This window comes from Arthrobacter zhangbolii, from assembly GCF_022869865.1.
Classification (GTDB): Bacteria; Actinomycetota; Actinomycetes; order Actinomycetales; family Micrococcaceae; genus Arthrobacter_B; species Arthrobacter_B zhangbolii.
On sequence record NZ_CP094984.1, the window covers coordinates 1,062,546 to 1,075,336 of the forward strand.

Here is a 12,791-nt window from a genome sequence, read left to right on the forward strand (position 1 = left end):
GTCAGTCATGGCGGAAGCGCACCGCGAGCGACGGCGGCAGGAATCTGGCCCGCAGCCGGTCCGGCAGCCGGGCCGTCCGGCCTAGGGCAGATTCCACGGTCCTGATATCGGACCAGTCGGCGGCGGGTGACCGCACAGCCGTACCGGATTGGCCGGGTGGGGGCTGCCCGTGCTGTGTCCCCTGCGCCTGCCGGGCAGCTCGTGAATAAAGCTCCTCCTCGTAGGCGCGGCGGATTCGGTCCAGGGCTTCCTGCGCTCCGGCATTGAACCCGGCCTGCCGGCCCAGCCTGTCGGCGTAGCTGCGCGGCGTATCGGAGACCTGCCCCGGGTAACCGTAGTCCTGTCCCAGATCAGCCAGCTCGTCCCAGACGGGGGCCGAGCGCGCAGCGTTGCTCACGGTGGAGGCGTTGCGGCGGCGGAGCGTCCGGAGCCGGCGCAGGCTCCACGGCGTGCAGGCGGCAGCCGCGGCTGCCAGTACCGCAGCGGCCGTCCATAGCCAGGCCGTGCTGCCGGTCTCAGCAGGTTCCAGTACGGCTTCGGGTGCCAGCGGCGTTTCCCTCGGTGTTGGCCGGGGTGCGGGTACTGCTTCGCCGATCCTCGGATCTTCATCAGCGCGCGGATTGGTGCTGGGCTGTGTCTGCGCCTGCTGCTGGGCATAGTCGGGCACGGACCCGCGCGAGGGGGTGGGCTCAAAGCGCACCCAGCCGGCGTCCTCGAAGTAGAGTTCCGGCCAGGCGTGGGCATCCGTGGAATCCACTTCGAACAGGCGCATGGACTCTCCGCCGGGTCCGGGCACCTCGGAGTCCTTGCCGGTGGAACGCCCCGGTGCGTAGCCCAGCGCCATGCGGCTGGGGATCCCCTCCTGCCGTGCCATAACCGCCATCGCCGCTGCGAAATGCACGCAGTACCCGGCCTTGCGGTCCATGAATTTGGACAGGACGTCCAGCCCGTTTCCGTCATAGCCGCCGTCAACCGGTGCATCAAGGGAGTAGCTGAACTCAGCGCTGCGCAGGTAGTCCTGGATCGCCATGGCTTTGGCATAGGGTGTGCCCGCGGACCCGACGGCTTCCCGGGTGGCTTCGGCAATGTTGCCGGGCAGGCTGTCAGGCAGTTCGGTGAAGACCGGATCCACCGTCCCCTCCGGCACCGGAGGGGCCACGGCAAGCTGCTGCGGGGTCGGTGCCGCTAACACGCTGACCACTTGGTAAGCCTGCGGCGCGGGCCCGTCATCGTCGTCGTTCAGCACGGTCATGGTCTTCGGATCCCAGGACCATGAGCCCTCCGCGCCGGTGACGCCCACCGGATAGTAGGGGGCCAGCAGCCAGGGACTGGAATAAGTATCCGAACTGATCCGGGTTACCACCCGTTTGTCGGAGAGACTGGAACCGCCGTCGCTGCCCATCCCCGAGACACCGTTACGGCGTTCCCCGGTGCGCAGATCAGGTGCCCAACGGCTCCCGGAGAAATCCTCCAACGTGGTGGAGCGAAGGTAGACCGGTTCATCGGAGGATGTCGCATAGGTTATCCGCCCGGCCGACTGCGGCTGGCGCAGGTCATTTCCCAGTGTGACAACAGGGTTCAGCCCCGTGGTTCCTGACCAGAAATTGAAGCGGGTCCCCTGCGGGAAGGCGCCCGCGGTGAACCCCGGCAGTACCAGTGGCAGCATCAGGGCCAGAATAAGAGCGGCTCCCGAAACGGCGGCGCACCGGCCCAGCCAGCCACGGGGAGGGCCGGCACCCGGAACGGCCGGCTGGTGTTCCCGCCGGGCCCCGGCGCCCAGCACAAGCAGGTAGCCAACAGCAGCAAGTGTGAAGTACCCGGCGCCGAGGCTTTCCGGCAGCAGCACCGCCGGGATCATCACCACCGCGACCAGGCCCAGTCCCGCAGTTGCAGGCATGCGCAGCGTCGCTGCCAGGGTGTCCGAAAGGACCGCCACGAGTCCTATCCCGGCGCAGCAAAGGAACACGATGCCGGGGAGCGCCTGGACCGGGGTGACTTCGGTGATGATGATGGTCCTTGCCTCGAGCAGCAGGGCATCGGCCCGCGCCAGGGTACCGGGCCCGGGAAGGAAGCCGAGCGGTGATACGGATGAGGCAAACAGTCCGGTCAGCGTCATGATGAGGGCGGCGACGCCGGCAACCGGGATTACCGGAAGCGGGAGGCCCAGTCGCCGCGCTCCCGCCGTGGCCGCCAGGGGCAGCAGGACCGCCAGGACCAGCGGCGCCAGCCAGGACCAGCCCTCAATCACCCCGTGCAGGCTCAGGGAACACAACAGCACGGCGGCAGCCGTTGCCGCGCCCACTCCGAGGTTCGCCGAACCGCGGCCCGGGGCTGTGCGCCGCCCGGGACCGGCAGGGCGGTGCGGCTGCGGGTCAGGCGCCGGGCGGTTAAGCACTGCTGTCATGAGAACGTGCTTTCAACAACGGGCCCGGGCTTCCGCCGGGGTCCGGCACCCGCGTGCGCGGCCGGAGTTGCCGCGCCGGTACCGTCGCGGTCGCGGTCCAGAAGGGCCCAGGCCGATGCTATGGGTGTTGCCGGGGCCACGGCCGCGGCTACCCAGCCTGCCTCACGGAGGATTCTCAGCACCGGACGGAGGTCCGCCGGCCGGTCGGTGACCAGCAGGGCCAGGGGCTGGGGCGAGTACCGTGCTGCTCCGGCAAGCGCGGTGGCCTCCGACGTAGTGAGCCGTCCGCCGATCATCAGCAACGGACCGGGCGTCCGTCCGCCGGCAAGACCGTCGAGCAGGGTGTCGCCGAACGGCTCTGCGGGAAGGGGATCCGCCGTCTGGGCCGGTGCGGGGGCCGCGGGCTGCAGACCCAGACCGGCCAGGCCCTCCGCCAGGTTGTGTACGCCGTCTGATCCGCCGAACCCGGATTCATCAGCGTCAACCGCGGAAGGGGAGTGCAGCAGGCCGGGGGACGAGGACTCATCCACGAAACGGACGCTGTAGCCCCCGTCGGAGAAGTGGACGGCGCCGGAGATGACGGCGGAAACCGCCCACTCGAAGGACTCGGTGGTCAGCAGTTCCCGGGAATCATCGGAGCCAGGCAGAGCTCCCGCACCGTAGGCTGCCGCCCTCTGGTCCAGCAGGATGGATGCGGTAGGTGCCGTGACGGGTTCTTCCTGCCGCACCATCAGCTCGCCGTGCCGGGCTGTCGCGGGCCAATGCACGCGGCGCATAGGGTCGCCGTACCGGTACTCGCGGGTGGTGGCGTCGTCTTCGCTGGGGGTGCCGCGGCGTCTGCTCGGCGAGGTGCCCTCGGTTCCCCTTGCCCCGGACAGGGCGAGCACCGGCAGATCCTGGGGTGCGGGGGCAACAGCCAGCTGGTCGGTCCCGCCCAGGGTGTGGACCGTTTTCGCAAGGCCGAAGGGGTCCAGGAACTCCGCCGTGACCGGGCCGATGGCGTACAGCCCGCGCCGGCTTGAGCGCAACCGGTATTCGTAGGTGCTGGCTCTGCCGTCAACGGCCAGACCGGACGGGAAATGGAATTCCGGACTCCGGCCGAAACGCAGCGGAAGTCCCTCACGCATGGTCGCTGAGGGTATCTGGCTCCCACGGCAGCGGATGCTGAGTTGCACTGTGGCTGCCGTGCCGGTTTCCGTCAGCGGCGGCGTGAAGGTCCTTTCGACATCGAAGCCCGGCTTGGCCAGCCGCAGCAGGACCGCGGCGGCAAGCGGCAGCCCCATCAGCAGGACGGCAACAGCAAGCAGATCCCTGCGCCCGAGCACCCCTGCCGCCAGAAGGAACGCGGCCCCGGCGCTTAGCAGGCCCCATCCGCGAGGCGTGAATAAGCCCGTGAGGGAGGGAATCTGCATGGCTGCCTTTCACTTGGCGGGGAGCGGGGCGCAGGCTGTTACCGGCGTGAGCGCTCCGGGGCCGTTCGGGGAACCGGAACGGAGTCGATAACGGCAGCGATGCAGCTGGAGGCGCTTTCACCGGCACCGGCCGCTCTGCGGTGCAGCAGGAGGCGGTGCGCAAGCACGGAATCCGCCAGCCCGGCGACGTCGTCGGGCAGGACGAAATCCCTGCCGTCCAGCGCCGCCATGGCCTTGGCCGCCCGCAGCAGCTGCAGCAGTGCCCGCGGGCTGGCCCCCAGACGCAGGTCCGGATGCTCGCGGGTAGCCCGGCCCAGCGCCACCGTGTAATCTTTGACGGCTGCCGACACGTAGATATCACGCACGCGGGCAATCATCGCCTGTGTCTCGTGCAGATCCACCACTGGGGCTATGCCTTCCAGGGGCGAACCCACCTGGTGGTTTTCCAGCATGTCCGCTTCGGACCGGGCATCCGGGTAACCAAGTGAAATCCGGGCCATAAACCTGTCACGCTGGGCTTCGGGCAGCGGATAGGTGCCCTCCATATCAATGGGATTCTGTGTGGCCACCACCATAAACGGGGCGGCCAGCCGGTGAGTGCCGCCGTCCACTGTTACCTGTTGCTCCTCCATGCACTCCAACAACGCGGACTGGGTCTTGGCGGAGGCCCGGTTGATTTCGTCCGCTATCACGACGTTGGCGAACACCGGGCCCTGCCGGAACTCGAAGCGGTGGCTGTCCTGGTTGTAGATGGACACGCCGGTGACGTCGGAGGGCAGCAGATCCGGGGTGAACTGGATACGGCTGACCGTGCAGTCGATGGTCCGGGCCAGGGCTTTGGCCAGCATGGTCTTCCCGACTCCGGGCACGTCCTCCAACAGCACATGCCCCTGCGCCAGCAGCACGGTGAGGACAAGGCGGGCGGCCTCCTCCTTCCCGTCAATCACTGTCCCGATTGCTGACAGGATGCCGGCCGCCTGGTGCTGGAAGGATTCGGGATCCGCGGCATAGGTCGGGGAGTGGAGCGCAGTGCCTGCTGATGAGCCGGTGGAAGGAAGACCGTGGAGGGACGCCGCGGCGGCAGAGGGGATTGGAGCGTCCATGGACACCTTCCGTGCTGGGCATTAGGCGGCAAGAGCCGTGAGCGGCTGCAAGGTCCTGAATACTGGCGCATTATCCGAACCCCGGACAGGCCAGCAGCCGCCGGCGGGACTTGTCCGTCCAGAGTACAAGCTCCCTTAGGCTTAAGAACATGAGTAAATGCAGCGGATATGTTCCGGGCAGCACACCGGCAGCCTACCTTCCGGAAGGAATCGGCGCGGATGCGGTGCGGCATAAGGGGAAGGGCTACCCGCCCGCTCCGGAACCGCTGCCGGTTCCGGTCATGGACAATCACACCCACTTCGACTTCCCGGCGGGTGATTTCCGGGTCGCCCTCGGGGCAGCACTCGACGCGGCCGAGGCCGCGGGGGTGAAGGGCGCCATCCAGGTAGGAACGGATCTGGAATCCTCCCGGTTTACCGCGAAGGCAGTCGACGCCGATCGCAGGCTCCTCGGCGCAGTGGCCATCCACCCGAATGACGCCCCGCAGCTGGCGGCGGAGGGAACCCTGGACACGGCGCTCGCCGAAATTGAAGCGCTCGCAGCCCATCCGAGGATCCGGGCCATCGGGGAAACCGGGCTGGATTATTTCCGGACAGGCGAGGACGGACTCGAACGCCAGCAGTATTCGTTCCGCCGGCACATGGACATCGCCAAGCGGCTCGGCCTCGCACTGCAGATCCACGACCGTGATGCCCACGCCGACGTCGTGCGGCTGCTGAAGGAGGAGGGCGCCCCGGGGACGGTGGTGTTCCACTGTTTCTCAGGCGACGCGGAACTGGCTCGGATCTGCAACGAGAACGGCTGGTACATGTCCTTCTCCGGGACAGTGACGTTCAAGAACTCGCACGGCCTGCACCAGGCGCTCGCCGAGGCTGACAGGAACCTGCTCCTGGTTGAAACCGACGCCCCGTTCCTTACGCCCCATCCGCACCGGGGCCGCCCGAATGCCAGCTACATGGTTCCTTACACGGTGCGTTTCATGGCTGACCGGCTGGACCTGACTGCGGCCGAACTGGGGGAGTCCCTGGCGGCCAATACCGAGCGGGCCTACGGCTCCTGGACGGATACCCGGAGTGTGGACGCGACCGCGGAAACTGCTCCCGGCGGCACCCGCGGAGCCCATCCGGAGCGGTAGGCGCGGGCAGGTACCGGAAGACGGGAGCCCGGACACCTCGTTTGCCCTTACATCACGGTTCGGTTACGGTAGGGAGCTATTAGCCGGGGTCGGGGAAGGCATCCGGACTAGTTTGGTGTCAAGACCGCGAACGGAACCTGGTGTTCCGACGCGGGAATTGCAGGTTCCCTGTCTGCGTCAGCAGGCGTGGGGTTGTTGCGGCCGTGTACCGTGACTGCCGCGCCGTGACGGGTTGGGGACCTTATGCCGCTATGCCTGTGTCAGGCGCGGGTTCCTTCCTGCCTTCGGCAGGAAACGGGCAGCCGCGTCCGCGCACTTAAATCCCCGTGCCCGGATGCTGTGACAGTTTGGGAACCCGTGGCAAATTCACTCGCAAAGCGTGGGGTAAAGATCATTGCGCAGGCCGCCGTTATGGTCTGTCTGGTGCTGGGGCTGGTCGCGTTTGTCGGCGCCTCCAAATCGGTAGTGCTGACAGTTGACGGCGAAAGCCAGGAAGTGCAGACCTTCGGGGGCACAGTGGCCGACGTCCTGCAAAAAGCCGATATCTCCCTAACCTCCGCTGACCGGGTAAGCCCCGAGCCCGCCCAGGCGCTCGAAGACGGCACCACGGTAGAGGTCCAGCGCGCCCGCGCCGTGGATGTCACCCTCGACGGCAACGGGACCACTGTGCACACCACGGGCGAGACCGTCGCGGACCTGGTGAGTGAGCTCCGGGTCGCCTCCAATTCCGCGGTTTCGGCATCATTGGATACGTCGCTGGCACGACTCACCGGCGGAGTGTCGATTTCCACACCCAAAACGGTCTTCGTGACGGTGGACGGCAAGAGCCACGAGCGGAACACCACCGCCACCAGCGTCCGGGAACTCCTGAACGAGTCCGGCGTCGTTCTGGGCGCCGCCGACCAGGTATCCGCGCCCGCAGATGCGGCCCTGGTGGATGGTATGGGCATCAAGGTCACCCGGATTTCCGCCGGCGTGGAGGAAACCGAGAAGGAAGCCCTTCCGCATTCCACAGCAGAGGTTCCCGACGCCGAGATGTTTGAAGGCGAAAAGAAGGTCACTACGGCAGGCGTGGACGGAGAACGCACCCGCGTTTTCGCAGTGACGGTAGTCGACGGACGTGAAGTCAGCCGCACGCTGGTCAGCGAAACGGTTACCCGTGAGCCGGTAGCCGAGGCTGTTGCCACCGGCACCAAGAAACGTCCTGCCCCTGAAGCCAAGCCGGCGGCCGGGTCCGGTGCCGCGCCCTCTTCAGGGACCTGGGCTGCGCTGGCACAGTGCGAATCCGGCGGCAACTGGCACATCAATAACGGCAACGGGTATTACGGCGGCCTGCAGTTCAGCAGCGGCAGCTGGCTCGGCGCCGGCGGCGGAGCATACGCGCCCGTGGCCAGTGCTGCGACACCGGAGCAGCAGATAGCCGTGGCGGAAAAGCTGCGTGCCAACGGGGGCTGGGGCCACTGGCCGTCCTGCGCAGCCAAGCTGGGCCTGCTCTAACACCTACCGCGGCAGGCCCGGCCCGATGCGCCCGGTGCTGACCCGGTGGGCCAGACCTGCCACATGAGCAGCGCGGTCCGCGGCTCCCACCGACCGGAAGCGCTGCTCACTGTCGGCCAGGTAGGCCGAGCCGTCTTCGGGCCGGCCGGTGCGCGCCAGGGCCAGTCCAAGGTGAAGGGCAACCTCGCCGGAAGTCTGTGGCGGGAGTTCCTCCCGCCGGGCGTAAACGTCGGAGAGCATCCCTACGGCCAGCGTATGGTCGCCGTTCAGGTCCAGCCAGATGCCACGGCTGTGCACCAGTTCCAGTTGCGCTGAGACCGGCAGCCCCACCACGGCCGTGGCCGCCTCGGCATGCTCAATGCACGCCAGGGTCTCGCCGTCATGGATCCCGGCAGCCAGTCGCATGGCAGCCGTGCCACTGTTGAACCGTGCCCACAGTTCGACGTCGGCCCCTGGCTGGAGCAGGCCCGCCGCGGCACGGTGGTGCCGGAGCCCGCCGGCAGGATCTCCGCACCGGAAGGCCACGTTCCCGACGGCCCAGAACGCCTTCCCCTTGGCCTGACGCCCCATCCCTCCCTCGAGCAGGGGCAGCATAAGGGTGCTGCAGTACTCCCAGGCTTCATCCAGCCGGCCGGCTTCCGCCAGCGCACATACCAGGGCCTCGGAAGCGTCAAGGAACACTTCCGGCCCCAGCCCCTGGCCGTGCGCTGCCCGGACGGCGGCGCGGGCGTGGGTGATGGCCGCGCCGAGGTCCCCGAGCCCGAGCCAGGCCGAGGAGAGCAACGTCTCCGCCTGTGCCTTCAGTCCCTGTTCCTCCCCGGCCAGCGGGTGGTACGCCAGCAGTGCCGTCTCCCGGATGCAGTCCCGAAAAGCATGGACCGTGTGCAGGCAGCGGGCGCCCAGATAGGTCATCGCCCACCAGCCTGCTGAATCACCGATGGTCCGCGACGCACCCGCGGCTGCACCGGAGAGCCGAAGGGCTTCCGTGTAATCGCGTTCATCCAGGCACTGCCTGGCGGAAAGAGCCAGAAACAACGGGCTGTCCTGGAGCCGGCCCGGCCAGGGGCCGGCACGTCCCGGTACAGCAGCGAGCCGCTCGGCGAACAGCTCGACCGCTCGCGGCGCGGGTTCCCGCCTGCCGGTTTCGTAGAGGGATATCTCATGCGGCGCATAGATGCCGTTTCCGAGTTCTGCCTGTGTAAGGCGCCGGTCCAAGCGTTCCGAGCGCAGCTGTTCACCGAATGATTTGCCCATTCCGTTCCCGCCAATCCCCGGGTATGCGGCACGCTGTAGGGGGCCGCAGGTGCGCTCGATGCTACCGGTCGGGGAATGGCTGGGGCAGAGCATAAAGCGCTTCTCGGGGGTAAACCAGCCAACTGGTTTTTCCTCGACGGGGACCAGGTCCTGACCCGGGGATCCGGGGCCGTCGGGACCGGCCGTGGGCGGCCCCCGGGGATGCCTGCCGGCTCGGGCGGGTACCCCCGCTCCGCTAGTATTACTGGGTGAGTGAATCCGAACCTGCCCCCCGATCATCGGTCCCTGCGCTCCTTGGCGCCTCGGATATACGGGCGCTGGCAGAGGAACTTGGCGTCCGGCCAACCAAGACGCTCGGACAGAACTTTGTTATTGACGGCAATACCATCCGCCGGATTGTGGCGGCAGCGGATATCCAGCCGGGGGAGACAGTCCTTGAGGTCGGTCCCGGCCTGGGTTCGCTGACCCTCGGCCTGCTGGACGCCGCGGAAACGGTGGTGGCGGTGGAAATTGACCCCGTCCTCGCCGGCAGGCTGCCCGCTACCGTGGCTGAACGCCGCCCGGAAGCCGCGCACCGGCTCCACGTGGTCCTGGGCGACGGCATGCGGATCACCGAACTGCCTGCCCAGCCCACGGCACTGGTTGCCAATCTGCCCTACAACGTGGCGGTTCCGGTGGTGCTGCATCTGTTGGAGCACTTCCCTTCGCTGCAGCACGGCCTCGTAATGGTCCAGGATGAGGTGGCGGACCGGATGGCCGCCAAGCCGGGCTCGAAAACGTACGGTGTTCCCTCGGTCAAGGCAGCCTGGTACGGCACCATGCGCAAGGCCGGTGTGATTGGCATGAACGTTTTCTGGCCGGCTCCGAAGATCGCGTCCGGGCTGGTGGGATTCACCCGCCACGACCCGCCGCAGACCCGCGCCAGCCGGCAGGAAGTGTTCGCCGTAATCGATGCAGCGTTCGCCCAGCGCCGCAAAACGCTGCGCGCCGCTCTCGCAGGGTGGGCAGGCAGCCCGGCCGAGGCGGAGACAGCCCTCCGCACCGCCGGCGTGGATCCGAGCGCCCGCGGCGAGGTCCTGGACATCGCCGCCTTCGCCCGCATCGCCGAGGCACGAAAGGCCCTCCTTGCCTGAGGAAAGCACGATGACCCCGGCCCCATCCGCTTCCGTCCGTGTGCAGGCTCCCGGGAAGATCAATGTTTCCCTCAAGGTCGGTCCGCCGAGGCCGGACGGCTACCACAGCGTCGCCAGCATCTACCTGGCCGTGTCCCTCTTTGAGGAAGTTACGGCAACGGAGTGGGACGGGGACGGGGTCCGGGTCAGCCTCAGTGACCCGGACGGCCGGGTTCCGCTCGAAGGCATCCCGCAGGACGCGGATAATCTGGCCGCCCGTGCGGCGCGTGCCGTGGCGAAGCGTGCCGGCCGCAGCCCCCGCGTCCACCTGCACATCGCCAAACGAGTGCCGGTTGCCGGCGGAATGGGCGGCGGATCGGCCGATGCCGCAGCTGCCCTCGTGGCTTGCAACGAACTGTGGAACGCCGGCCTCAGCCGCCGTGAGCTGGCTGAACTCGCAGCCGGCCTCGGAGCCGACGTACCGTTCTCCCTGATGGGCGGGGTCGCAGCAGGACTGGGCGTGGGGGACAGGCTGACTCCGGTCGCGGCGGCGGCGCCGCTGCACTGGGTCCTGGTCCCGGCCGGCTACGGTCTGTCCACCCCGAAGGTTTATGCCGAGACGGACCGCCTCCGCGCGGATACTGCCGTGGCCGAACCTGTTCAGGCGGATCCGGACGTCCTGGCGGCCATCGCCTCCGGGAACCCCGGGGAGCTGGCCGGCGTTTTAGCCAATGACCTGCAGCCGGCGGCCCTGGAGCTGGCACCGCAGCTGGAACCCGTTCTGGCGGCCGGGACCCGGCTGGGCGCCCTGGCCGGCATGGTGTCCGGCTCCGGACCCACCCTTGCGTTCCTCGCCTCCGATGAAACCGGTGCGGCAGCCCTGGCCGCCGCTCTGCGTGCCGAGGGACATGGCGCACTCGCCGTTCACGGCCCGGCCGCCGGCGCCGTCGTCCTTCCGGAGGCCGCCCCCGAATCACCGACGTACAGAAAGTAGTTCCGATTGGCACACCTGCTTGGTGCTGAGAACCTCAGCATTTCCTTTGGCACCCGCACCATCCTCGACGGCGTCTCCCTCGGCCTGGAGGAGGGCGACCGGATCGGCATGGTCGGACGCAACGGCGACGGCAAGTCCACGCTCATGAGCCTGCTGGCCGAACGCCAGACCCCGGACGAGGGCAGGGTCACCCGGCGCCGCGACGTCACCGTGGGCTACCTGGACCAGACGGACGTGCTGGACGGGGACCTGACCGTCGGGCAGGCGATCGTGGGGGACGCCGCCGACTACGAGTGGGCCTCGAACCCCCGGATCCGTGACGTGATGAGCGGGCTGGTCCAGGAAGTGGACTGGAACTCACGGGTATCCTCCCTTTCCGGCGGCCAGAAGCGCCGGGTGGCGCTGGCCAAGCTGCTTACCGGCGACGACGACGTCATCATGCTTGACGAGCCCACCAACCACCTCGATGTGGAAGGCGTGGCGTGGCTGGCCCGGCACCTGAAGCAGCGCTGGCGCCCCACCGACGGCGGGCTGCTGGTAGTCACCCACGACCGCTGGTTCCTGGACGAAATCTGCACCCGGACCTGGGAAGTCCACGACGCCGTCGTGGATCCGTTCGACGGCGGATACGCCGCCTATGTGCTGGCCCGCGCCGAACGGGACCGGATGGCCTCCGTGGTGGAGAGCAAACGCCAGCAGCTGGTGAAGAAGGAACTGGCCTGGCTGCGCCGGGGCGCGCCGGCACGGACCGCCAAACCCAAGTTCCGCATTGAAGCAGCCAACAACCTCATCGCTGACGTGCCTGAACCGCGTGACACCCTGTCCCTGAATAAAATGGCCACCGCCCGGCTGGGCAAGGACGTGCTGGACCTGGAGAACGTGTCCCTGCGGTTCGGGGACATGGACCTCTTCAGGAACATCACCCTGCGCCTGGCGCCGGGGGAGCGGCTGGGACTGGTGGGCGTGAACGGCGCAGGGAAAACCACGCTGCTGCGGCTGCTGAACGGTGAGATCGAGCCCACTGCCGGCCGGCTGAAGCGCGGCAAGACCGTCCAGACGGCCGTGCTGTCCCAGGAAGTGCGCGAGCTGGATGAGGTCGCCGACCAGCGGGTCATCGAGGTCATTGAAAACGAAAAGCGCGTCTTCAATGTCGGCGGGCGCGAGCTCTCGGCCGGACAGCTGGTGGAACAGCTCGGGTTCTCGGCACAGCGCCAATGGACGCCCGTGAAGGAGCTCTCCGGCGGTGAGCGCCGCCGGCTGCAGCTGCTGAGGCTGCTGGTGGGCGAACCGAACGTACTGATGCTGGACGAACCCACCAATGACCTGGATACCGACACCCTCGCCGCGGTTGAGGACGTGCTGGACGGCTGGCCCGGCACCCTCGTAGTCGTCTCGCATGACCGCTATCTGCTCGAACGCGTGACGGACCACCAGATGGCCCTGCTCGGCGACGGGAAGCTGCGCGGACTGCCAGGCGGCGTGGATCAGTATTTGGAACTGCGGGAGCAGGCGCTGGCAGCGAATTCATCCTCTTCGACGGCGGCCCGCGGCTCTTCCCAGGCCGCCCGGGCAGCAGCCGCCGGTTCATCCCGCCCCGGCGCTGCAGGCGGCACCGCGACGGCTGTGGCAGCCGGCCCGGAGATCTCCGAAGCCGAGAAGCGCGCAGCGAAAAAGGACCTCACCCGGATTGAGCGTCAGCTCAGCAAGCTGACGGCCCAGGCAGAGAAAATCAATGCGCAGATGAGCGAGGTGACCCAGCGTTCGGCCGGAGCCGATTTTGAACTGCTTGCCGAACTCAACACCAAGCTCCAGGCCGTGGCTGCGGAGCAGGAGGATCTGGAAATGCAGTGGCTGGAGGCTTCCGAGCTGCTGGAATAGG

General features: G+C 67.9%; 9 protein-coding genes. 5 read left to right on the top strand and 4 right to left on the bottom strand.

Annotated features, from left to right (window positions below; translation table 11 throughout):
* Nucleotide 1: 1 nt before the first annotated feature.
* The 3 genes from MUK71_RS05005 to MUK71_RS05015 are packed head-to-tail and all read right to left on the bottom strand — an operon-like array spanning nt 2 to nt 4,919.
* Nucleotides 2-2,404 (bottom strand): transglutaminase TgpA family protein, encoded by a 2,403-nt coding sequence (locus tag MUK71_RS05005; RefSeq protein ID WP_227928903.1) that lies wholly within the window; start codon nt 2,402-2,404, stop codon nt 2-4.
* Entirely contained in the window at nt 2,401-3,816 is a 1,416-nt protein-coding gene (locus MUK71_RS16225; RefSeq protein WP_269436335.1) for a DUF58 domain-containing protein, read from the bottom strand. The genes MUK71_RS05005 and MUK71_RS16225 overlap by 4 nt, the downstream gene beginning before the upstream one ends.
* 38 nt (nt 3,817-3,854) lie before the next feature.
* Nucleotides 3,855-4,919 carry an AAA family ATPase gene (locus MUK71_RS05015; RefSeq protein WP_227928904.1) on the bottom strand — a complete coding sequence of 355 codons (1,065 nt, stop codon included), beginning with the start codon at nt 4,917-4,919 and terminating at the stop codon, nt 3,855-3,857.
* A gap of 149 nt (nt 4,920-5,068) precedes the next feature.
* Here MUK71_RS05015 and MUK71_RS05020 point away from each other — a divergent pair, with 149 nt between their 5' ends.
* Together MUK71_RS05020 and MUK71_RS16230 are read left to right on the top strand one after the other, a co-directional pair.
* A complete protein-coding gene (locus MUK71_RS05020; protein WP_227928905.1) occupies nt 5,069-6,055 on the top strand; it encodes a TatD family hydrolase in 987 nt (328 codons plus the stop codon).
* A 357-nt stretch (nt 6,056-6,412) separates the two neighbouring features.
* Nucleotides 6,413-7,552: a resuscitation-promoting factor gene (locus MUK71_RS16230; RefSeq protein WP_279326971.1), complete on the top strand. Its 1,140-nt coding sequence runs from the start codon at nt 6,413-6,415 to the stop codon at nt 7,550-7,552.
* Nucleotides 7,553-7,555: 3 nt separating this feature from the next.
* Here the strand turns inward: MUK71_RS16230 and MUK71_RS05035 are convergent, their stop codons facing one another.
* Nucleotides 7,556-8,806 carry a helix-turn-helix domain-containing protein gene (locus tag MUK71_RS05035; protein ID WP_227904247.1) on the bottom strand — a complete coding sequence of 417 codons (1,251 nt, stop codon included), beginning with the start codon at nt 8,804-8,806 and terminating at the stop codon, nt 7,556-7,558.
* A gap of 248 nt (nt 8,807-9,054) precedes the next feature.
* On the opposite strand from MUK71_RS05035, the gene rsmA reads away from it, so the two are divergent.
* The 3 genes from rsmA to MUK71_RS05050 are packed head-to-tail and all read left to right on the top strand — an operon-like array spanning nt 9,055 to nt 12,790.
* Nucleotides 9,055-9,939: a 16S rRNA (adenine(1518)-N(6)/adenine(1519)-N(6))-dimethyltransferase RsmA gene (rsmA, locus tag MUK71_RS05040; RefSeq protein ID WP_227904248.1), complete on the top strand. Its 885-nt coding sequence runs from the start codon at nt 9,055-9,057 to the stop codon at nt 9,937-9,939.
* Between the two features lie 10 nt (nt 9,940-9,949).
* Nucleotides 9,950-10,912 carry a 4-(cytidine 5'-diphospho)-2-C-methyl-D-erythritol kinase gene (locus MUK71_RS05045; protein WP_227904249.1) on the top strand — a complete coding sequence of 321 codons (963 nt, stop codon included), beginning with the start codon at nt 9,950-9,952 and terminating at the stop codon, nt 10,910-10,912.
* A 6-nt stretch (nt 10,913-10,918) separates the two neighbouring features.
* Nucleotides 10,919-12,790, top strand: coding sequence for an ABC-F family ATP-binding cassette domain-containing protein (locus MUK71_RS05050; RefSeq protein WP_227904250.1), 1,872 nt, complete (start codon nt 10,919-10,921; stop codon nt 12,788-12,790).
* Nucleotide 12,791: the final 1 nt, after the last annotated feature.

Excerpts from the sequence above, each read along its gene's own strand:
- MUK71_RS05045 (WP_227904249.1), top strand. The coding sequence starts at position 9,950 with ATGACCCCGGCCCCATCCGCTTCCGTCCGTGTGCAGGCTCCCGGGAAG.
- MUK71_RS05020 (WP_227928905.1), top strand. The coding sequence starts at position 5,069 with ATGAGTAAATGCAGCGGATATGTTCCGGGCAGCACACCGGCAGCCTAC.
- MUK71_RS05035 (WP_227904247.1), bottom strand. The coding sequence starts at position 8,806 with ATGGGCAAATCATTCGGTGAACAGCTGCGCTCGGAACGCTTGGACCGG.
- MUK71_RS16225 (WP_269436335.1), bottom strand. The coding sequence starts at position 3,816 with ATGCAGATTCCCTCCCTCACGGGCTTATTCACGCCTCGCGGATGGGGC.
- MUK71_RS05005 (WP_227928903.1), bottom strand. The coding sequence starts at position 2,404 with ATGACAGCAGTGCTTAACCGCCCGGCGCCTGACCCGCAGCCGCACCGC.
- MUK71_RS05015 (WP_227928904.1), bottom strand. The coding sequence starts at position 4,919 with ATGGACGCTCCAATCCCCTCTGCCGCCGCGGCGTCCCTCCACGGTCTT.